Genomic DNA, 23,093 nt, shown 5'->3' on the forward strand with positions numbered 1-23,093 from the left:
GGCCGAGCCGTACGGGGTGGACACGTCGGCCTACGACGAAACGGTGGACCGCCTCAGTGACCCCGAGCAGCCCTGGCCCGTCCTGCGGGTCGTCTCCTGCTCCCGCCGCCCATGCTCGGCGACGCCGAAATGCCCGGCGATGCCTGTGGCACCGTGGCCCGCGCTCGGCATCACGCCGGACCAAGCCCAGGCTCTGGCCACCGCCCTCACCGGCCCGGTATCCGGGCACCCGTCGGCCACCGGGCGACAGCGTCGTCCGCCGGCGCCCGGTACTGCGGTCTCCGGGAACCGCGGGACCCGCCCGGTGTGTCAGGACGCGGGCTGGTGGAGCCAGGGTGCGCCGGTCGCCCAGAACAGCACGTCCGCGCCCAGGCGCCGGCCGCCGAAGTCCACGAACTCCTCCTTGGTGTACGGCTTGCCGGTCGAGGGGTTGATGTACTCGAAGTCCGGTTCCTGCACCGCCATCGCCACCATGGGGAGTTGCCCGCGGTACCGCTCGAAGAAGGGGTAGGAGTTCTCCATCTGCGCCTGGCGGTTCGGCAGGACGTCGGGTCCGCCGAGGCCCACACCGTGAGCCTTGGCGAACTCGAAGGTCTTCTCCATGTAGCCGTGGTCGTTGTTCCACTCACCGGGCCAGAAGTTCACGTACTGGATGAACTGGGTCCGCTTGAAGACCTTGGCGCCGAAGGCCATGTTGTCGAGTTCGGCCCGGAAGTACGACTCGTCGGTGTAGCCGCTGCGGTCCTCGTCCAGATCAACCTGGGTGGCGGTCTCCGGGAGGTTCACCCCCGTCAGACGCCCGTCGAAGCGGTCGGCGAGCGCTTTGAGCAGGCCCTGGAAGCGCCGGCGCACCTCGGGGTTCCACTGGGCTGCGACGGCTCCGGGTTCGCCGGGCCCCAGTCCGTTCTCGTTCGTGGTCGGCGCGGCGCCGCCGGCGTACTCCGGTTCCGTGAGCAGGTAGTTCGGGAGCCGTGTGGGAGCGCTGAAGAAGCGGTCCTGCACCTGGACGAACAGCTTCTTGTGCCGGGCCTGGAGATAGGTGAGCGCCTCCTCGATCGCGGAGAAGTCGTACTGGTCCTTTTGCGGTTCCAGGGCCTTCCACGGCACGACCACCTGCACACCCGCGATGTCGGGCCGGTCGACCAACGGCTTGACCTCGGAATCGAAGTCCCCGATCGAGGAGTAGAGGTACTGGGCCGGGGCCGCGGGCCGGGGCGCGTGCCCGGAGCCGGGGCCGGTGGGAGCCGCCGCGGCCACCGAAACGGGGCCGGTGTGCGCGAGGGCAGCAGTGAGGAGAACGCCGAGCACGGCAGACAGTCGTCGGGTCGTCATGGGCGGCGAGACTAGGCAGCGCTCCTAAGAAGAACGTAAGAGCCCCTGGCCACCACCTGGACCGTTCCCCCACCGACTCAGCCTCGCAACACCCCTCAGGCGCCTTCGGCGAGGACGATGCGGATCAGTGTCCGCTGGGCGTCGGAGAGGCAGGGGTCCTGGACGTCCAGGACCTCGTCGTCGACTGTGATCCGGTAGTGGTAGCCGTCCGCTATGGGGGCTACGGCCCGTTGCGCGAGTCCCTCCACTTCCGCCTCGTCCGCACGGTCCGAGGTGTCGAGTGCACAGAGCTTCTCGACCCCGGCGATGCCTCCGGTGCGGGTGACTGTGATCAGCATGGCTGTTCCTCCCTGTTCCCGTGTCACTCGCCTGCCCGTCGCAGACACTGCAGCGGATGCCCCGAACACCGGTCCGCTGTCACGAAGCAGGGTCCTTGTGACATGAAAGTCCGGAAAGCGCCGCTGCGTGGCTGGCCCGTCGTCGGCGGAGCGGATGCGGTGCGAGGGGAGGGGAGGGGAGGGGAGGGGAGGGCGGTGTGTGCGCGTCAGAGCGAGGGCGCGAGCAGGGTCAGCCGCAGGAGTACGGCCACGGCCAGCACTGCCGGAGCAGCGAACCATCCCCTGCCCACCCACTCGGCCTTCACGAAGACCCACGACAGCAGTGCCGTCACCAGGGCCAGGGCCAGGCCCAGGCCCGCCGCGTACTTGGCGTGGGCGAGGCCCTCGGTGTCCCAGGTGCCGGCCGGCCCCACCGCGTACGCCAGGAACGCAACGTAGCCGGTCACCACGTTGCCCAGGGCGAGGAGGAGGGCACACACGACGGTGCCCGCCAACCGGGGCCCGCCACCGGCAGGGCGTTGCCGGGCCGGGTTCGTCGTCTCGTTCACCGTCGCGCTTCCCCCGCGTCGTTCAGGTTGTTGTCGAACAGTCGACCGTACGCCTGGGCGCCGTCGGCGGAGGCCGGGGGTAGATCCCCGGCCTCCGCCGATGTCCTCGGCGCGGGCCACGGCGCCGCATCGGGATCGTCAGCGTCGCCCGGGGGCTTCGCGCCGTGCGGCCGACGAACGTTCCCGGACGCCGTCCGGACGGACGGATCAGCGCAGGCCGGCGAAGAGATCGTTCTCGGGTACGGCCGCTCCGGTGGTGTCCTGGACGCGTACGAAGGTCTCCATGCCCATCAACTCGCCGAACCTCTCCTTGCCCATCTTGAGGAAGAAGATGTTCTCGCCCTGACTGGCGTGCGCGGCCAGGGCGTCGAACTTCTGACCGCTGAACGCGGTGGTGTCCACCCACGTGGTGATCTCGTCGTCGGGGAGGCCGATCTCGGCCATCGCGGCAGCCTCCGCGGGATCCGGCTCCGGCATGTCCTCATGGAACTCGCGCATGATCTCCCCGAACCGCTGCATCCCCGAGCGGGGCATCGTCGTCCAGTACACCTTCGGTGTCAGCGAGGTCATTTCCAGCGCCGCCATCGTGATGCGGTGGGCCTGGATGTGGTCGGGGTGACCGTAGAAACCGTTCTCGTCATAAGTGACGACCACATCGGGTCGGTACTGCCGCATGAGTTCGGCAAGGCGGGCGGCGCCCTCCTCCACGGGCGTCTGCCAGAAGGCTCCGGGGGCGTCGTTGCTCGACCAGCCCATCATCCCGGAGTCGGCATAGTCCAGCATCTCCAGGTCGCCGACCTTCAGAACGTCGCAGCTCGCCTCGAGTTCCTGACGGCGCATCAAGGCGACGGTCGCCGGATCGTGCCCGGGATCGCCCGGCTTGACACCCCCCGGTCCGTCACCGCAACGGCCGTCGGTACAGGTCACGAGAACCGTGCGGATGCCTTCCGCCGCGTACCGCGCGAGGACTCCTCCGGTTCCGGTGGCCTCGTCGTCGGGGTGAGCGTGCACTGCCATGAGCGTCAAGGGCCGGTCAGTCATGAAACAGTCCTCCTGCAGAGATACTTCCTGGTCCGAGTGCGCGGCGGGCGTACCGCGACCCTGGGGCCCGGATCCTGGTGCGGGCGGACAACCTCGTGGTCTCCGTGCTCCCCGCCCGTGCGGCGCCGGTCCCTCGGTCGGTGCAACCGCGCCGGCCGGGCCGACTGTTCCCGGCGCGGGCAGGACGATCGGCCCGGACGCGGCAGGTCCGAGGAGGATGCCTCACCTCAGCGAGTGAACGCACACACCCGATGGGGCCGTCGCCGCGCGTCGAAGCACTCCCGTCCCCGGCGCGACCCCCTACGGTCGGGGCCGTGCGCAGTCACGAGGAGAACGTCGCGTCGCCGTTGGACGTCGTACTGACCGCTGTCGAGTTCGTGCCCGGCGATCCCTGGTTCCTCAGGCTCGGCTGGCAGGCACGCGACAGCACCCCCGCCCCCAACATCCCGTACAGCACGCAGCTCTACTCGTCCGCGACCCCGGAATCCCGGTACGCCGTCGGGAAAGCGGTCGCCGCCGGCGACACCGGCGGGACGTGGGACCAGGGGCGGGCCGGCTGCAAGCTCGTCCCCGGCAGCCGGTACTGGATCGCGGTCGTCACGCCGGCGATGGTGGCCTCCAACACCGTCGCGGTCCTGTGGCAGTCGCCGTCCATCGTCTCCGTCGCCTGCGACGGCACTGCGCTCGACGTGGCCTGGGCACCGGGCGGCGCCGGCGCGACCGGGGCGGTCGCGGCACTCACCGCGGGGGGCGCCGAGGTATGGCGCGGCACCGCGTCTCCGGCCGCTCCATCGGCCGCCGCGGTGGCGTCGCGCTTCGACGTGGCCGACACGCCGCTCACGCTCGCACCCGGCACGCTCACGCTCACGCTGCGCCCGGCCGCGACCGACGCCCACACCGTCTCCACCGGGCCCGCCGCGGTCGCCACGGTGTACACGCACCCGCCCGCCGTCCTGGCGACGGCCTACGCCTCGAGTGACGCCGCGACCGGCCTCCGCTACACCGCCGAGGTCGCCCCGACGGGCAACACCGGCCTCCAGTACGCGGTCACCCTCCTCGCCGGCCGCGCGCGTCTGGCCGGGCCCACGCTGGTGACCGCGACACCGGACGGGGACACCGCTGTGCTCGACGTGGTGGTACCGCGCGTGCCGAACGGCTCGCCGCTCTCGCTCGTCGTCGCCGCGGCCGACCCGGTCGCGACGGGTCCGGCGTCGGCGCCGTTTCCGCTCCTGGCCGTCGCGCCGTCGGTCGACGCGGCGCTCTGCGCAGCCCCGGGCGCCGTCGAGCTGGTGCTCCGCTCCCCCACGGGCGCGACGCTCGTCACCGTCACGCAGGACGAGGTGCCGGTCGCCACCGCTGTGGTCGAAGGCAGGACAGGGCAGCTCGGCTTCCCTGCCGGCTCCGGACCCTACGCCGTCACCGCGGCCGCCGTCGCCGGGACGGCGACCGGCGTACCGGGTGCTCCGGTGGCGCTGCTCACCGCACAGCCGAAGCTGGTATCCGCCGCGTACGACGGCACGACCGTCACCGCGCGATGGACCGAGCCCGCCGGGTCACCCGCCGGGGCACCCGCCGCCTACCGACTCCGGGTCCTTGCGGCCGGCGTCGCGATCGCCACGGCGCCGGCGGGCCGTACCTCCGGCGCCGTCGACGTCCGCCTCGACGACCGCCTCGACGACCGGCAAACTGACGACCGCCTCGCCGACGGCCGGCTCACCGTCGACGTCACGGGCGTGACCGGAGCGGTCGTCGGACCTGCATCCGCGCCGCTCCCCCTCCTCACCCGGGCCCCGCGGATCACGGCCGCGACCACCGACCCCGCGACCGGGACGACGGCCGTCGCCTGGCGGGCGACCACCGACGCCACCTCCTACCTCGTGCAGGTCTTCCGCGACGGGCTCCCTGACGGCGAGCCGCGAACCGTCACCACGCCGTGCTGCGAGGTCACCGCCACCCCGGGAGCGGACGCGGCGATCGCGGTCGCGGCCGTCGTGAGCGCCACCACGACGACGGTCACCGGCCCCTTCGGCGACCCGTACCCGCTGCCGACGGCGCAGCCGGTGGTCTCACGGGTGGCGTTCGACGGCACCGACGCAACGGTCTCGTGGCTCCCGGTCGAGGGCGCCACCGGCTACCTTGCCACCGCGCTCGCCGCCGAGCCGGCCGGCTCCGGTCCGGCGCCGGTGAGCGCCACCGATGTGACGTTCGCGGTGGACACCGCGGTCGGCGGCGACTACACCGTCGTCGTCCAGGCGCTGCGCGGGGCGGACTCGGGCCCGCCGTCGCCCCCCGTGCCGCTCGTGCCCGACAGCTGGTTCCTCTCGGCCGAGTCGGCCACGACGGCGTACCCGTACGTCTACACCTCCGCCGGCGTCACCCCTGCGGCAGGCGATGTGACCGTGGCCCTGCCCGGCCTCGGGACGTCGTTCACCGGGCCGGTGGAGAGGGAACCGTTCCGGGTCGACGCGACGGGCCGCACGTTGACCGTCCGCGCGACGCCGTTCACACCCGAGGCGGTGCGCCCCGCGCTGCGCAAGGCGTACGCCGCGTTCCTCGCCGCCGCGGAGGGCAAGGGCGCGGACGCGGTCGGCGTCGCGCTGCTCCAGCAGGCGGTGTCGCATGTGATGCCCCAGACCTTCGCGGAGACCCTCTACTACGCCTACGGCCTCGACGCCGACGCAGGGTTCGTCGATCTGCGCCCCGGCGTCGTCCTCCGTGTGGCGTTCGCCGATTTCGCCAATACCGGCCAGTCCGCACTGCCGTCCTACGTCAACGGCTGGGTGGGCACCGGCCACGCCGACTACGACGTCACGCCGTGGACCGCGGCCGACGGCAGGCGGCTCGCCCTCGACGCCTTCCTCGCGCAGCTCGTCGCGACCGGCGCGTTCTCGGTCGGCGCGCCCGCCGGCAGCGGCAACGTCGTGAGCGGGATCGCCGACGCGGCGGACCTGTTCGGCGTCCTCGCACCCGCTCGGTACCTGCGGCTGTTCGCTCCGCAACGGCTCGCGGCGGCGGACGCCGTCGGCACGGCGAGAACGAGCGCCGGATTCGCGATCGCCACCGCCGGCTCGTGGGCGGGCATCGAGACCGCGGGGCGCGACCCGGTCCCCGGCTGCCCCGTCGTGGACTTCCGCGGCCGGGCCGTCCTGCGGGCGTGCGTGCGCGTGCTCGTGGACGGGGCCGAGGCCGTCGTGCCGATCGGCACGACGGTGGGCGACCTGCTCGCGCGCCACGGCCGCCGCCCGCCGCACGGCGCCGGCCGCGCCACCGGCGTCGTCCTCGACCGCGCGACCGGTCCGGTCCCGGTGAACGGCGGCTACGACACCGCCGCCTCCCGCCGGATCCGCTTCGACTGGCAGGGACTGCCGGAGTACGGCCCCGGCCTCGACGCATTCTCGCTCCCGCTGCTCGCCGGCGACAGATTGACCACGCGATGACCGCCCCCGCGTTCGTCCGTGTCGCCGACGGCTTGTACGAGCTCTCCTCGGACGGCGACTCGCCCGTGGCCGGATACTGGGCCGGCTACCGCACGAACGGGAATCTGCCCGACCCCGCGACGCTCGACGACGTGTGGCGCGACGCCGGTGGCGCGTACGTCTTCTGTGCCGCGAAGCCCACGGACTACCCCCTCTTCGTGGCCGGGGTCGACCAGGCGCTCGCCCAGCTGCCGTACACACGGTTCGTCTGGATCGCCGATCCGGACGCCGACCCCGCCTACTGGCAACTGTGGAACCTCACCGCCACGTCGACGGGAAGCGGCCCGACCATCGCGTGGACGGTCCGGCAGGGCGCCTCCTTCGCCTGCGGGGGCTACGCCGTCACGGTGCCGCGCTTCACGGCACTGACCCCGGCGACGGAGGGCGTCGCGTTGGCCGCGGCAGGGTTCGACGGCCCGGACGGCACCATGTACGCCGCTCTGCCCGGCAGCGCCGGCATCCCGTTCTCCGGCCCCACCGTCGGCTGCCTGACGGGCACGCTGACGCTGGACCACAGCGACCCCGACGACATGGCGCGCCTCGACGTGGGCCTGCGTTTCTCCATGCCCGACCCGAACGACCCCGGCCGCGCCGCCGTGCTCGCGGTTCCCATGCCGCTCCTCGCCCAGGACGGCAGCGCGCTGACGGTCCACCTCTCGTTCGACCCGCTGTTCCCGCTGGTGCCCGACCGCTCGGCGCTGGGGTTCCTCGCACCCGACCTGCCCGGCCTGCCCGACCTGCCCGACGCACCCGACCCGCCCGCGTTGAGGGCCCGGCTCGCCACGACGCTCGGCGCCGAGGTGACGCTGGCGCCGGTCCGCGGGACGCCGCCGCAGTGGCCCGCACGGCTGGTGTTCGCCACGAGCCCGCGCTTCGTGGACGACCCGTCCGACCCCAAGGTGTACCTGACGCCGGACGGGACGTTCCGGCTCGCCGTCGGGGCCGAGGGCACCGCCCGGCTCGCGCTCGGCCTGTCCGGCCTGGAGTACGTGGACGTCGGCGACGGTGCCGTCGCGCTGTTCCAGGCGGGCCGGCCGGCGTACCTGCCCGGCACGGGTGAGGCGGCCCTGGAGCCGCTCGGCACCACGGCGTACGTCGCGCTGCTCCCCGACGGCGCCGCGGACCTCACGTACTACGCGCAGCCGTGGCAGTCACCGCTCTACGCTCGGGCGGACGACACCGAGTTCCTCCGTTTCCACGAGATGCCCGCGGCGACCCTCGGCGCATTCGCCGACGGAGCCCCGCCCGTCGTCCCGCTCGGCGCGTATCTCGGCGTCGACCCGGCACTTGCGCCGTACGCCGCCACGATCGAGCAGGCTGCCCTCGCCCCGGTGCGCCGCGCGAGCCTGCCGCTCCGCGACGCAGCCGGGGGGCGAGCCGGCGAGGACACGACGCCGGCCGAGGACACGGCGCTCGCCGTCACGCCGAACGGCCTGCTCGCCAGGCTGACGGCCGACGGCACCGCGTGGCGGCAGGCCGTTCTCGCCGGCCTGCCCGGTGCGCCCGTCGACGAGCTGGTGCTGACCGCCGTGGGCCCGCGCCTGCAGGCGCTGCTCCAGTCCACCGAGGCCTTCGCCGTCGTCTCGGACGTCACCGAGTTCTTCCGGCAGTCCTCGGTGCGCTACCGCGTCGACGAGGTCGTGCGCGCCCTGCTCCTCGCCAGGGGCGTCCCCGCCGAGGTCGTCCGGGCGATCGCCGAGGCGGCCGGGCCGGACACCTACGACACCGAAAAGGCGTTCACCACGCAGGTCGCGGGCGCGGCCGGCACATACCTCGACACGCTGCTGTCCGTCGCCGGACTGCTGAAGGCGGTGCTCCAGGACTGGACGTTCCAGCTCTCGCCGCGCTCATGGCGCAGCGGTGAGGAGGCCAGGACGGTGCTGCTCGTGAAGTTCGCCTCCCGGTCGCTCACCGATCTCGCCGCCGACCTGCCCTCCTGGGGCTGGCCGGAGGCCGCGTACGACGAGCACGGTGACCCGCGGCCGACACAGGAGCTGGTGCTCGGCATCATCAAGGACGCCCGAGAACGCGCGGCCGTCGATCCGGACGGCCCCTACGCGCGCTTCCTTCGCGAGGTCGCCGACAACCCGGCCTGGAACGGCGTGCTCGTCCTCAACGCCCCGGTCGCCGTCGCCGAGCTGCCGCGCGAGCTGCAGTTCGTCACCGCGGGCATCGACACCGGCCGGTTCTACGCCCACCACGTCGGGTTCGGCGTCACGCCGTTCAAGCACGCGGCCGAGGGCGGCATCACGCTCGGGCAGACCGCGGCGTTCGGCCTGATCTCCTACGACGACCCGGCCGACCTCTGTGTCGAGCCGGAGCAGGCGGACTTCGCGTTCAAGACCCAGCAGCTGTCGGCGCGCTTCGCCAACGCGGCGCTGGCCGACTTCTCCGCCCGCGTCGAGCTGATGGCCAACCGGCTGTTCGGGTCCGTGCTCACCAAGCGCGTGCCGGAGAGCGGCAACAATCTGGTCCTCATCGGGTCGTACCAGCGGCAGAACGACAGGCCGTCGTACGCGTTCACGCTCGCCGGCGGCGCCGACTTCGCGGCCGGCAATTCGGTGCTGCTCGGCGTCGAGGTGCTCGGCGTGCAGGTGCAGACGGCGACGGGGTCGATCGACGCCGGGACGCTGTCCGTCGACTTCGTGCTCACCGGCAACCTGCGGTTCGCCGAGCTGCCGCACGCGGACCTGTTCTCCTACGGCCCGAACGCGGCGCTGCCGCCGCCGGGCACTCCGGCGTTCGACGGGTACCTGCGGTTCGGGAACCTCGTCGTGACGATGGCCTTCCCCGCCGCCGATCCCGGTGCGCAGACGTTCACGACGGCCTATGACCGGATGTCGTTCGACCTCGCGAACAGCGAGGCCCGCGTGCAGTCGCTCGCCACGGGCTTCCCCGTCCGCGTCACCGGCGCCGTGGCCAACCCGGTGCCCGATGCTCCCGGCGGGCCGCGCGGGCGGACCCCGGAGGACCTCGGCTACACCGGCATCCTCGCGCCCGTCGATGCCGTGCTGCTGTCCCCGCCGTGGTTCGGGCTGGTACTCACCCTCGACCTCGGCAGCCTCGGCGCGCTGGCCGGAAGCGCGGGCATGCAGGCCACGCTGCTGGTCGCCTGGTCGCCCGGGACGCGGGACCAACGGCCCGTGTACTTCGGTCTGCGGCTGGCCGGCGCCGACGCGACGACGGCGAGCTGGCCGCTGCAGGGCGTGCTCAAGCTGGGGTTCCGCGGCTTCGAGCTGACGACGTACGAGGAGGGCGGCAGGCGCGAGTACCTGATGCGGCTGCGCCACCTCGCGCTGTCGGTCCTCGCGTTCTCCTTCCCGCCCGGCGACCTCGACGTGCTCGTCTTCGGCGACCCGGAGGGCAGGAGCGCCGCGGTCGGCTGGTACGCCGCCTACGACTCCGGCACGCAGGCGAAGGCCGCACGGCGCAGGCTCGCGGCCGGCCGTCGACGGTCCCTCCCCGAGAGGAACGGGTTTCAGACATGAGCAAGCTGGTGTTCTGGGTACTCGACGTCGGCCAGGGGAGCGGCAACTTCGTCCAGCTCTTCGACGACAGCGACAAACTCATCGGCTCGCTGCTCTTCGACCTCGGCTCAGAGGGAAAGAAGTCCGAGGCCGGCTTCCCCTCGGCGCAAACCGTCGCCGCACTGCTCGGTAACCCCGGCACGCTGGACCTGGTGGCGCTGTCGCACAGCGACTCCGACCACATCAACCTGATCCCCGAGCTGCTGTCGTACTTCACCACCTCAGAGCTCGCGATCAACACCGTCAGGTACGGCGGCGACTACGCGCGCTACCAGAAACGCACCGGCACGAACATCCTCGCCGAGCTCGGGACATACATGCCGGGCACAAGCAGCCCCCAGCACCTGCCCCCGGGGTTCAGCGCGTTCCGTGGGGATCCCGCACCGGCCCCGGACTACACGCTGGGCGACCTGAAGCTCTGGATCCTCATGGCGAACGCCGCCGCACCGGGCGCGAAGAAGGCGAAAATCGCCCTGCAGGCCCGCACGGGGACAAAGCACAAGGCGGCCGACGGCTCCAACGCCAACACGAACTCCCTCGTCCTCCTGGTGGGCTTTCGCGGTCTGCAGTTCATCGTCACCGGAGACGCAACGGGGACGACGCTTTACCAGATCAACCTGGTGGTGAACACCTCGATCAAGAAGGACTACCTGGACGCGGTCGTCATGCTGACACTGCCGCACCACGGCAGCGCAACGACGACGTTCGACGTCGGTGGCGGGATCGACGGCGAGGACAACCTCAAGAACTTCGTGACGAACACGACGCCTTACTCCTTGACCGGCAGCGCGGACAAGCGGCGCTCCTACAAGCACCCGTCGGCGAAGGTCATGGAGTACTTCTGGGCGGGACTCGCACGGGGAGAGCCGTACTGGAAGGACCCGACGCTCGGTGACCGGCACTTCTACACCGCGTACTTCACCCCGGGCGACGCCTACGACTACAAGGACGGCAAGGGGGCCTTGTACACGTGGCCGCCCAGCGCATGGTGGTACTCGGTGCAGACCGCGTCCGACATCTACACGAACATGTACGTCTACACCGACATGATGGGCGGCCAGCAGGAGATCGTGCTGCCACCCAATTCCTCGGCGCTCGAGGTGCCGGACAACCCCGTCCCGCCGCGCGCGCTCGGTGTGGCATGGAAATACACCGTCACCGACACGGTGACGCTCGAGATGCAGGTCAACCGCCCCGACTACGAGCGGATGATCGCGGCGCGCGGTTTCGTACCGGCCGGGTGGCCCGACCCCGCGGCGCTGGGTGAGGCGCAATGGATCTCGCTGCCTTCGGCCGACGCGGCCGTCGTCGATGATTCCCGACCCGCCGCTGCCGCGCCGCCCGAGCCCGCGCCGACCCGGCGCACGGCACCCACATCGCAGCGGCCGCTGCCCCGACTGCGGGAGCTGCCGTGACGCCGTCGCCCGAGCAGGTCTACGACGCTCTCGTCCGCCGGCGCCACGACGGCACGATCGACCTGCCCGCCGCGGTCGCGGCCGAGCCCGACCTCTCCGCGCTCGGGCCGGCGCTCGACCTGCTGCGTGCGGGGTCGTCATGGTCGGTCCTGGTCGGCGAGCTCACCTGGAACGCCCGCTCGGTGGACCTGACCGGTGACGCGTCGTTCGCCGTCCCCGGCGGGGCGGCGTTCGCGGTCGGTGTCACCCTCGCGTACGCCACCGGCGACGACGGCGGCGTCTTCGCGCTGCGGCTTGCGACAGCCCCCGGCTGGACGTTCGGCGCGGCCTTCCCCACTCTGCCGCCCACGCCGATCCAGGAAGGCGGGACGGTGAGCTACCGCCCGTCCTTCCTCGCCGACCTTCCGGTCTCCGGCGTCGCGTTCGCCGCGACGGCCACGACCGGGGGCACGGCCGCCCTGCGGCTCACCGGCGCGGTCGGCGAGTCACCGCTGTTCGAAGCGTTCGCGGACTTCTTCGGGCCGTTCCCGCTGCGCTTCGACGGGCCCGTGTCGATCCCCGCGGACGCCGCGAGCCCACCGGACCTGTCGCTGTTCGCGGCATCGACGCGTCAGCCGGTCACGCTCGGACCGGTCGCCCTGGAGCACTTCGGCCTGCGGCTCGCCACCGAACTCGGCCTCGACCCGGCAGTCAGTCCCGTGGCGTCGTACTCCGCCGTCTACGGAGAGGCGACTCTTCGCCTCGGCACCACCGAGCCCGTGACCGGGACCGTCAGCACCCCGCTCCTCGCGATGGCGACGACCTGGCTCATGAACGTCACCTTCCCCGAGGACGACGCGCCCGGGCTCGGCGGGGGCCTCGCGGGCATCGCGTCGATGCTCGGCCTGCCGGCCGACCTCCTGGCCGCGCCGCGCTCGTTCGACGACTTCACCGGCTTCCGGATCAGCGAGATCGACCTCTCGCTCCTGGCGCCGTCGGCCACGGGCGGCCTTCCGGCGCTGGACTACGTCGCGGTCGTGTTCCGGTCGGCGAAGCGCTGGACGCCGCCGGTTCCCTACCTCGTCGTGAGCAATGTGGGCATGCGCTGGCTCGCGCTGTGGGGCGGCGGCGCGCCGAGCGTGTCGGGGACGGTGTTCGGCACCCTCGAGGTCGGCCGGGCCGACCTCGAACGCCGGATGCTCGCCGCGGGAAGCCCACCGCACGTCACGATCGGCGGGGCCGCTTCCGTGCCCGCCCCCGCGACGCCGCAGGACCCGGTGTTCTCGCTCGACGTGATGACGTACTTCCCCCAGTTCGTCGTCACGGGGGCGCTCTCGCAGGGCGATATCCCGCTCGACCAGGCACTCGGCTGGCTGTTCGGCGTCACGTTCCCCTACGTGCTCGACATCACGCAGTTCGAGTTCGAAGCCGACCTGCAGGCACAGACCTTCACCGGCTCCGCCCTCGTCACCACCGACTTCTCCCTCCGGGTCGGTGACGTGGAGATCCAGCTCAGCGACGTGTTCCTCCGGGTCGACGTGCTCCAGAGCGGTGTGGCCGGCGGCATCACCGCGACATTCGTGCTGCCCGGCGTCGGGCCCGCCGGCAGCGGCGACGCGTCCTTCGCGGTCGGTGCATCGTATGCGCCGTCGGCAGACTGGGAGTTCACCGGCGAGCTGGGAGCGGGCGACCAGGTCGACCTCGTCACGCTGGTGCGGAAGTTCATGGACAAGGCGTCGAACAACGAGCTGCCCTCCGTCTCGCTCACGCAGCTGTCGCTGCGCTTCGCACCCACGTCGGAGACCTACGACCTCGCCGGGGCGGTGGTCGGTGTCTGGCGGCCCGTCATCCTCGGTCAGCCACGCGACCTCTCCGTCGGCGCCCGCGTCGCCGTCTCCCGCGACGCGCAGGGCGGTGTGAGCGGCTCGGTGACGGGCACCTTCTCGGTGAACAAGCTGGCGGTCTCGGCCGGCGTGGACTTCGCCGCCAAGCAGCTCGCCTATCTCCTGAAGATCCAGTTCGGCGACCTGTGGGTCTCCGCCGCCACCTCGCGGCGAGGAGAGGACAGCCACCAGGTCGTCTCCGTCCGGCTCGGCGGCGTGACCCTCGGCGAGATCATCGAGTACCTGATCGGGCTGGCGGCGCCGACGGTGAAGGTCACGCTCGACCCGCCCTGGGACATCCTGTACAGGATCGACCTCTCGTCGTTCGTGCTGACGGTCGACCCGACCGAGTCGACGGTGGAGTTCACGTACGCGACGACGGCGAACCTCGGGGTGATGTCCGCGGACACCGTCGGTGTGCGCTGGAAGCGGCAGCCGGACGGCCGCGCGACGGTCGAGATGATCCTCACCGGCAACTTCCTCGGGCAGGACTACCCTGCCCAGCGACCGCTGTCGTGGGATCTGCTGGGCGGCTCGCCGCCCGCGGTGCCCGGCCAGGGGAAGACGCTGTTCGACCTGAGCTACCTCGGCATCGGGCAGCGAGTGTCGCTGCGCGGTAGCTACCCCGACACGATCCGGGACACGGTCGCGCAGCTGCGCAAGGACATGAAGCCGGTCAAGCCCGACGGCAACCCCGTCGGCAAGATGCCGGCGCTCGCCTTCTCACCCGACAGCGAGTGGCTGATCGGGTTCCAGGCGGCCTTCCTCGACACGCTGGACCTGTCGTTCGTCTTCAACGACCCCCGCCTGTACGGCCTCGCCGTGGGGCTGCGCGGTGAGCGCGCCGGCTCGCTGGCGGGCCTGCAGTTCGAGATCCTCTACAAGAAGATCAGCGACGACATCGGCATGTTCCGCGTCGAGCTGCGGCTGCCCGACGCGTTCCGACGCATCGACTTCGGCGCGGTGTCGGTGACCGTCGGGATCGTCGTCGTCGAGGTCTACACGAACGGCGACTTCCTCGTGGACCTGGGCTTCCCCCACGGCCGCGACTTCAGCCGGTCGTTCTCCGTCGAAGTGCTGCCGTTCGTCGGCCGCGGCGGTGTCTACTTCGGCGTCCTGAGCGGCGCGACGTCCAGCCGCGTGCCGCGCGTCTCCAACGGCACGTTCGCGCCGGTGCTCGAGCTGGGTGTCGGCCTGGCCGTCGGCGTCGGCAAGGAGGTGTCGTACGGACCTCTGTCGGGCGGTGCCTACGTCGAGGTGCTCGCGCTCTTCCAGGGCGTGCTGGCGTGGTTCAACCCGACGAGCAGCGGCTCCGCACCCGCGACGTACTACTGGGCCCAGGCGGTCGTCGGCATCCACGGCAAGGTCTACGGCCGCATCGACTTCAAGATCGTCCAGGTCAACGTCACGATCGAGGCGTGGGCGGAGGCGAGCGTCGAGCTCGCCGCGTACCGCACCACGGTGTTCCGGCTGAACGTCGGCGTCAGCGTCAAGGCGTCGGTGAAGGTCCTCTTCTTCACGGTGTCGTTCTCCTTCAGTGCCCGCATCGACGTCGGCTTCACCGTCGGCCACGACCGGCCCACGCCGTGGATCGTGAGCGGAGGGCAGTCGGCGCCGACCGCTGCCCTGCTGCGCTCCTCCTGCCTCCCGCCCCTGCGCAGCCCCGGGCGCAGGGCCGCCGCCCTCGCCGCACCGCGGGGCACCACGGTGACCTGGGACCCGACGACCAAGGTCTTTCCCGACGCTCCGCGGACCGCCGAACTGACGCTTCTGCCGGCGTTCTCGGTCAACGGAATCGCCATCGGCTGGGGCGTCACGCCGACCGCTCCCGATGCGCCGACCTACCGCGCCGCGCTGCTGCTCTTCGCACCGCTCCACACGCCGGCGGGCACGACGCCAGGTGCCGAACTGCTCGTGGAGGCGTTCCTGCGCTGGTGCCTCGCCGCGGTCACCGGCTCGCCCGGCAAGGGATCCCCGACCGTGACGGCCGGCCGGCTCGACGTGCTGGCGAGGGCGCTGCGCGACCCAGGACAGACCGACACGCCCTTCGGCGTCGAGGACCTGGCGACGTTCCTGGCGACCAACCTCCATATCGACGTCACCGGGCGTCCGGCGGGTGACAATCCGGCCGACGTGGAGGGCATGGTGGTCGGGGTCCCGCCGTTCGTCGCGTGGACCTCACCGCAGGCGCAGGGGCGCGATCTGGCGACCTACCGGAAGGTCGGCCCGCTCTACGAGTGGGGGATCGCCGAGTACGCCGCACGCTTCGCCGCGACGCCGGCCCCGCTCCCGCCGAAGCCCGACGACCCGCTCGGCGCGTACGAGTCGTTCGCCTCGTACGTCTTCCGCGACTGGTGCCTCGCACTCGCGCGGGCCGCCGTCCAGGAGGCGGCCGACCTGCTGGCGGACTGGACGGTGCCCGCCCCGACGACGCCGGTGTCACTCGCGGAGATCGCCTCGCAGTTCCCCCGTGTCACCGTCCCCTACGCCGTGCGCGCCGGCGACACGCTGGACAGCGTTGCCGAGGCGCTCGGAACCACCGCAGCCGAGCTCGCGTTCCTCGACCCCGGCCTGGCACAGGACCTCGCGGACGCCGCCGCGGGTACCGTGCTCCAGGTCGAGCTGGGTGTCTGCGCCGAGTCGGTGGCGCTGGCCAACGCGGACTTCCCGCTGACCGTGACCGAACCGCTGCCGCTGGGCACCGTGGACCACCAGGTCGAGGCGGCGCAGACGCTCGCGGCCGTGGCCCTCCGCTTCGGCGTCGCCAATCCGGACCTGATTGCGCAGGTGATCGACGACGCGGCGCTGCTGCGCGCCGGCGCCGTACTGGAGGTCCCGGCGTTCACTCTGACGCAGGGCGCGTTCACCTCCACCGTCACGGCGGCGGCGGCGATGTTCGTGCACTACGTCCCCGACGCCGAGGTCGAAGGCCTCGACTGGTACCTCCAGGCACTCCACCACCTCGACCCCGGCTACACCGCGGGCGGCGGAACCGAGCTGCGGGTCCCGGTCGCGTTCGGCGACTGGTCGCGCTCGGCGACGTACACGACCCTGCCCGGCGACAGCGTGCGCTCCGTCGCGGCCTCGCTCGCGCTCGCCCAGAGCGCCGGCACCGGCACGGGCGGTCCGCCCGGCTGGCCGGCGTTCCGCGACGCGGTGACCCGGACGCCGGACGGCAGCGGATTCGCCGTCCCCGCGGCGAAGACCCGGATCCAGCCGCGGGAGACACTCGCCGCGCTCGCCGCCCGTACGGTCGCCTACACCTCCGCAACGGTCGGGCAACTGGTCGCGACCGCCGACATCCTCATGCCGCTCGCGCTGGTGCCGGTGCCGGATGTGGCCGCGACCGTGACCGCCGGCCGTGACACGCTCGCCGCGCTCGCGGCGTACTACGCGCTGCCGGTGACCGACCTCGCCGAACGGATCGCGACCCGGCCGGTGTTCGCACGCACCGGCGACCGGACGGAGCTGCACGTCCCGCACGTGCCCGCCGCGTCCATCGACCAGATCGTGGCCCGCGTCACCACCGGTGAGCCGGTGCGGCGTGTCGCCGGGCTGGTGTCGCGCCAGCTCCTCAGCGGCCAGCGGGTGCCCGCACCGGTCGACGCCGGTGGGGGGCACCGGGCCGCCACCGGCGCCCTCACACCGCTGCACGACCTGACCGGCCAGCAGTTCGACAGCCCCGCACCCGACCCCTCCGAGCCGGACGCCGTCGCCCTGCACGTCGACCTCACGTCGGCGGCCGACTGGCTCGTGCTGCGCGAGTCCGCCACCGCAGACGGCGCCGTCGTCCGCGGCGAGGTAACTTCCGAGCTGACGCTGGAGTTCACCAACGCCGACCTGCTGCGGCTCTACCCGCCGACGGTCATGACGGTCGAGCCGGTCAGCCCGCCCGCGCCGCTGCCCCTGGGAGAGCCGGCACCTGTCACCTACGGCCTCGACCACCGCATCGAGCTCCAGTCCCCCATCGCGCTCCCCGTCCCCGGCCGCGACGCGGCCGCCACCGGCAGCGCGAGCCTGTGGCCGTTCCCGGCAGCGCTGCGCGCCCGCGCGGCGCTGCACCCGACGATGCCGTACGACGTGGTGCGCACGGCCGCGCCCGGCCTCACCCCCAAGCCGGGCGACATCGTGGGCGACTCCACGTTCGCGACGACGGTGACCTTCGGTGTCCGTAAGGTCGGCACGCTCGCGCACGTCTACGAGCTCGTCGGCGTGGACACCACCGACCGCGACGTACTGCTCGCGCTCTGGACACACATGGCCGCCGGCAACGGTGCCGTCGCCTTCCTCGCCGTCGCACCGCCGCCCGACGCCTCCAACACCTCGGGGCTCGCGGTCCTCGCAGCGGACACCTCGGCGACCTTCGTCCTCAAGACGAACGAATCCACCGAGTCCAAACCCCCCGCCGGCGCCGCGCCCGGGAGCGGCCAGCAACTCTGTGCGGCTTCGCTGGCCGACGTGGCGGACTTCCTCGTGCTGCTCTGGCAGGGGAGCGTCGTCGGTGGCACCGGCTACTACCTCCACTACCGCTCGGCGACCGACGACGACCTCCCGCCCGGCGCGTTCGACCCCGACGGACTCGCCCGGCTCTCGCTGCTCGTCGTCCTCGACGACCGGGCGGAGCCCGCGCCCGGCGGCCGCACCCTGCGGCCCTTCGACACCTGCGCGGTCCTGGCGCCCGGCCTCGACCCGTCGGCGCATGCCCTGTACGTCGAGGCGGCCGAACCGGGCGCCGAGACCGTCATGGTGCCCGTCGTGCCGCAGGGGCTCACCGGCTTCACGACAACGCTGCCGCAGCCCCCGCCGCCGGACGACGACTCGCCCGAGGCCCGAGTCGCGCGGCTGTTCAGCCTGCTGACGTACGACGCCGCGACGCCGCTCGGCGCGTGCGGCCTGCCGGTCCCACCGGCGGACGGCGACGGCACCGGGCTGCCCGCATGGCACCGGGACCGCCTCGCGCGCGCCCGGCGCTTCGGGCGGGCCGTCGCCGAGGCCGACCCGGTGCACTGGCGGTTCCAGCAGGTCATTCCGTACGCGCGCACCGCGACACCGGCGCCGACCCCGGCGGTGCCGGGCCTGCCGGACACCGCGGCGGACCCGTACCGCGGTATCGCCGGGAAGACGACACCGGTCGCGGCGATCACGCTCGGCCTGTGCGACGTCCTCGGCAACACGGGTGTCTCCACCGGGAAGGACGGGGCGACGCCGTACCTCGTCGAGGCGCCCGCCGGCTACACCGACGCGCTGCTGACCCTGACCCAGTGGCCCGCGGTGTCGCTCTCGTACGCGGTGACCTCGGGCTCCGGGGGACCGCTGCTCACGGTCGCGATCGCTCCGCAGGCGGGCGCCACGGCGCCGGAGCCGGGCGACTCGGCGGCGGGCGCGATCCAGGCCGCGGCGCGCCAGGCCGAGCGCTACGCGACCGCGTACTACCAGCTCGCCGGCGGCCGGACCGAGGCGTCCCTCGTGACGACGCTGATGCCCGGCGCCGACGGCGCGCCCGCCCCCTTGGCCGTGGACGTGACGCCGCTGTGGCGCTACGCCGCCGCGAGCTTCCTCGCGTCGGCCGCCGCCGCGGCCACCGCACCGGCCACCGCCTCGGCGACCGTCGCCCACCTCGTCGCGTCGTACGGCGCCTCCCTGGAAGGCCTCGCGACCGCGAACGCGACCACCGAGGCCGCCGTGCTCTTCGGCCCGGGCGCGCCCGCCGTCCCCGCGTTCGGAGTCTTCGCCGAGGGCCGCAGCGCCGACGACCTCGTCCACGGACTCGCTGCCGGCTGGCCCCACCCGGCGAACGGCGCGGCGCTGCTCGCGCTGGAGGAGAACGCAGACCTCCCGCTGCGACCCGGCGCCGTGCTGACGATCCCCGCGGCGCCCGTCGCCGTTGCCCACCCCGACGCACCGCTCGACGCGGTCGCCGCCTCCGCGCACACCCTCCCGGGGCTGCTCGCCGCGGACAACGCGACGACGCCGGGCGTACTGCGTCCGGGGTTCGTCCTCCTGTGGGAGGACGTGCCGTACGAGGTGCCGCAACAGCCGCCGTACTCCTTCGCCGACGCGGCAGCGGCCTACACCGCGCTCGGGCACGAGGTGGACGTCGCCACGCTCGCCGCCGCCAACGCCACCCGCGCCGGCATCCTCGCCCCTGACACCGCGCTCACTTCCCGGCACTACATCGCCGTCGGAGGCGACACACTCGCCGCCAACGCCTCCGGTGCGACCGGGTCCGTACTCGCCGATGCCAACGGCGCCACCGCCGACCTGTTCGAGGCGGGCGCGCTGCTCTACGCCGGCGACTTCGCGGAGGTGACGGTGCCGCCCGGGCAGACCCTGCACGAGCTCGCCGACCGCTACGCCTGCCCCCCGGCGCTGCTGCTGGCCGCGAACGCCGGCCGTCGCATCACCGACGCCGTGCTGCCCGGCCGCGTCACCCTGCCCGAGACGGTGCGCGTGCCGTACACCCTGCGGCCCGACGACACGCTCGACGCGCTCGGCCCCGCGTTCGGGACGACCGGGCTCGGACTGGGAGGCCTCAACGCCGCGATGCCGGGGGTCCTCGCCCCGTACCGGACCGTATCCGTCGACACCCCGGCGGGACCGGTGGCCACGGAGACGACCGTCGACGACACCCTCGACGCGGTGTGGCAGCGGCTCGCGGCGCAGGGGGAGGTGACGTTCGAGCAGACGGTGGCCGCCGTCGGGAGCGAGGCGTCCTACCTCGCGGAGGGTGCGCTGCTCGTCTGCGGGCCCGCTGTGCTGGCCGGTACGGGCCCCGAGGTGACTCCCGCGGACGCGGCGGCGGCGTACGGACTCGACCCGACGGCGTTCGTGCAGGCGAACGCAGGTGTCACCGGGCTGGTCGCGGAGGGCGTGGCCCTGACCGCCGGCGGCGTGACCGTCACCACGGGAGCGCACGACAGCCTCAACACCGTTCTCACGCGCTTCGCCGCGGCCGGCGCGGCGCTGACGTCGGTCGGCCTGGTGGCGGCCCTGGCGGACGTCGCGTTCCTCCGGCGCGGTGCAAGGGCGCTGCTGCCGCAGGCGCGGGTCTCCGTCACCGCGGTGCTGCCCGCCGAACCGCCGCTGGAGAGCACCACCCTGCCGTTCCCCCTGACCGTCGCCCTGCGGCTGGCGCGGCCCGACGTCCTCGTCGACCCCGTGTTCCGGACCGCGGACGGCTCGGGAGCCGCCGAACGCGCGGACGCGCCGGTGCCGCCGCACGTCACGGACAGCGGCGAGCCGGGGGAGCAATCGCTGACGATGGCGGAGTTCGAGACCTCCTTCAGGGAAGCGTTCCCTCTGCTGCGGCTCGCCACCGGACGCGCGCCGGACGGCGCCACCGATCTGTCCGTGGTGGCGTTCACGGCGGGCGGCATCACCGACGTGCAGGTCGCGCCCGGCCTGACCTGGCAGGACCGGGACGGTAACGCGCGGACGATGCCCCGCGTCTTCGCCCTGCGGCCGCTGTCCAAGGAACTCGTCAGCCGGAACGCCGTGCCGGTTCACGCTCTCGGCCCCGACGGCAAGCTCGCTTCCGACGCGACACCGACGGACTTCGACAGTGTCGACGCCGAGGTGTGGGCGCGGCGCCTCCTCGCCGACGTCGACCTGTTCCTCACTGCGGCGTACGCCACCGCGGTGCACGCCGACCCCGAGACCGGCGACGCGCTGGCTCGGGTACTCGCCGCGAAGCGCACGCTCTCCCGCGCCGTCGCCCGCGGCCTCTGGCCCGTCCTCGACGTCGACGACCCCCACGCCGTGCCCGCGCAGGCCGCCGCTGTCGCGCGGCTCGCCGACGAGCTCTCGGTGAACCTCTCCCGCGCCTACGACGCGGCCGCGCTCGTGCAGTACGACGCCACCGTCGAGCCGCCGGCGAACACCGTGGGGGGACGCCCGGCCCGGCTCTACGGCACCCTCGCCACGCCGCCTGGGGCCTCGTACACCCTGTCGTCGGCGAAAACGGACCTGTCCGCCGCCTCGTCGTACGTCGGCTTCCTCCTGCGCCTGCCCGATCCGCGCTGGCAGGCATACGTCCCCGTCGACCTCGACTACGGATTCCTGGACCTGGAGTACGACGTCGCGGCCGAGCCGCAGATCGGCGGCTACGAGGCGTCCCGGTGGCTCGCCTTCTACCCGCCGTTGACCGGCGACGCCAAACCCCCGGCGCTGCGGACCTCGCTCGGACGCGCCGACGTGCCGGTGCCGCTGCGCGCGTATCCGGCGTCCCCCGTACTGCTCGGGCAGACGGCCGGCGCGACGTTCGGGCAGGAGCCGCCGACACTCGCCGGCGCGCCGCTGTGGACGTACGCCGTCAGCTACGCGCACGAGCACGCGGCGCAGGACGAGGTGCGCGTGACCGCGGCCTTCAACGTCACCGTCGGGGCCGGGCCCGCGGACGCGGACGCCGACGACGTCGTGAGCGCGCTGGCCCGCTACGTCTCGGTCGCCGACGGCCTGTGGTCACTGCTCGCCGGATACGTCTCGGAACCGGAATCGGAACCGGAATCGGGATCGGGATCGGGATCGGGATCGGGCGACGGCGCGGCGCGCGCCAACGCCGCGAAGACCTTCGCCGACCTCGTCCGCCTCGTCGCCGACGCGTGGGACCGCAGGTGGCCCGCCCCCGGGCCGGCCGCCACCGAGCCGTCCGCCGGCCCTGCGATCGTCGAGCCGCCCGCGGCGATGCCCGGTCCCGACCCTGTCGAGGTCACCATCGGCGTGCGTGTCGGTTACACCGTCGAGGACGGGGCCACGTACCTCGCCGCCGTCGAGCTCACCCCGGTGACGGCGTCGCCCGGCCCCGGCGGCGCGTGGCCCGAGGTCGCCTATGTCGACGCCGCGGGCACCGTCGTCCCGCTCGTCCCCGACGCACCGGTCGGCGACTCGCGGACGTACCGGTTCGACCCGCCGTTGCCCGCAACCGGCTGGCCGCAGTTCCGGCTGGCCTGGCCGGGGCTGCATGTGATGGCGTACCAGAACGCCCGCGCCACGCTCACCGTCCGCCGCAACACACGTCTGGTCCCCGACGGGCCGCCCACCGACGAACAGTTCGTGTTCCGCACTGCCCCGGCCGTCGCGCCCGATGTCGTGACTCCGTTGAACATCTGGGACGAGCCGGTCGACCTCACGGGGCTGGGACCGCTCGACGACGCACTCACCGCCGCGTTCACCGCACTCGCCGGCGACTCCACCGACGCGGGCGGCGCGGTGGGCGTCGGCTACGGCTTCCAGATCGTCGCCGGAACCGACGGGTCGGCGGGCATCGTGAGCCGGCTGCCGATCGCGCTGGCCCATGTCGTCGTGGACCGGTCGACCGGCGCGACAGTCGGGCAGGTCGCGTCCGACTGGCTCACGGAAAACGACCCGCCCGCCACCCGCGCGCGCCTGTTCACGTTCTCGCTCACGCTGTTCTCGCAACTCGATCCGAGCGCCGTACGGCCACTGCTGACGATGCCGCAGCTCATCCACCGCATCCTGTAGCCGTCGGACGCAAGGACCGGACCGTGCACGAGTCCGTCACAGTGCCGGTGTGGGCCGGATGTGGGCGGGACCGT

Annotated in this window: 8 protein-coding genes; 4 read left to right on the forward strand and 4 right to left on the reverse strand. The window is 73.0% G+C overall.

The features are described 5' to 3' along the window. Positions 1 to 309 precede the first annotated feature (309 nt). From OG373_RS06085 to OG373_RS06100, 4 genes are all read right to left on the reverse strand, one after another. The gene (locus tag OG373_RS06085) at positions 310 to 1,332 is read right to left on the reverse strand and encodes a hypothetical protein (RefSeq protein WP_405436476.1); all 1,023 of its coding nucleotides are present in this window, start codon (positions 1,330 to 1,332) and stop codon (positions 310 to 312) included. A 95-nt stretch (positions 1,333 to 1,427) separates the two neighbouring features. Then, on the reverse strand, positions 1,428 to 1,670 hold the full coding sequence (locus OG373_RS06090) for a protealysin inhibitor emfourin (RefSeq protein ID WP_405436478.1): 243 nt from the start codon (positions 1,668 to 1,670) through the stop codon (positions 1,428 to 1,430). Positions 1,671 to 1,876: 206 nt separating this feature from the next. Next, on the reverse strand, positions 1,877 to 2,218 hold the full coding sequence (locus tag OG373_RS06095) for a hypothetical protein (protein ID WP_405436480.1): 342 nt from the start codon (positions 2,216 to 2,218) through the stop codon (positions 1,877 to 1,879). A gap of 207 nt (positions 2,219 to 2,425) precedes the next feature. Next, a complete protein-coding gene (locus tag OG373_RS06100) occupies positions 2,426 to 3,259 on the reverse strand; it encodes a PIG-L family deacetylase (protein WP_405436481.1) in 834 nt (277 codons plus the stop codon). Positions 3,260 to 3,573: 314 nt separating this feature from the next. On the opposite strand from OG373_RS06100, the gene OG373_RS06105 reads away from it, so the two are divergent. The 4 genes from OG373_RS06105 to OG373_RS06120 are packed head-to-tail and all read left to right on the forward strand — an operon-like array spanning position 3,574 to position 23,019. Continuing rightward, entirely contained in the window at positions 3,574 to 6,696 is a 3,123-nt protein-coding gene (locus tag OG373_RS06105) for a hypothetical protein (RefSeq protein ID WP_405436483.1), read from the forward strand. Continuing rightward, on the forward strand, positions 6,693 to 10,223 hold the full coding sequence (locus tag OG373_RS06110) for a hypothetical protein (RefSeq protein WP_405436484.1): 3,531 nt from the start codon (positions 6,693 to 6,695) through the stop codon (positions 10,221 to 10,223). Before OG373_RS06105 ends, OG373_RS06110 begins: the two co-directional genes overlap by 4 nt. Then, positions 10,220 to 11,677, forward strand: a complete 1,458-nt coding sequence (locus OG373_RS06115; RefSeq protein WP_405436485.1) for a hypothetical protein — start codon at positions 10,220 to 10,222, stop codon at positions 11,675 to 11,677. Before OG373_RS06110 ends, OG373_RS06115 begins: the two co-directional genes overlap by 4 nt. Next, positions 11,674 to 23,019, forward strand: a complete 11,346-nt coding sequence (locus OG373_RS06120; protein ID WP_405436487.1) for a hypothetical protein — start codon at positions 11,674 to 11,676, stop codon at positions 23,017 to 23,019. Before OG373_RS06115 ends, OG373_RS06120 begins: the two co-directional genes overlap by 4 nt. Positions 23,020 to 23,093 lie beyond the last annotated feature (74 nt).

Source organism: Streptomyces avidinii (assembly GCF_045161815.1).
Taxonomy (GTDB): domain Bacteria; phylum Actinomycetota; class Actinomycetes; order Streptomycetales; family Streptomycetaceae; genus Streptomyces; species Streptomyces avidinii.

Coding starts and splice junctions, on each gene's coding strand:
- OG373_RS06090 (WP_405436478.1), bottom strand. CDS start 1,670: ATGCTGATCACAGTCACCCGCACCGGAGGCATCGCCGGGGTCGAGAAG.
- OG373_RS06110 (WP_405436484.1), top strand. CDS start 6,693: ATGACCGCCCCCGCGTTCGTCCGTGTCGCCGACGGCTTGTACGAGCTC.
- OG373_RS06100 (WP_405436481.1), bottom strand. CDS start 3,259: ATGACTGACCGGCCCTTGACGCTCATGGCAGTGCACGCTCACCCCGAC.
- OG373_RS06115 (WP_405436485.1), top strand. CDS start 10,220: ATGAGCAAGCTGGTGTTCTGGGTACTCGACGTCGGCCAGGGGAGCGGC.
- OG373_RS06085 (WP_405436476.1), bottom strand. CDS start 1,332: ATGACGACCCGACGACTGTCTGCCGTGCTCGGCGTTCTCCTCACTGCT.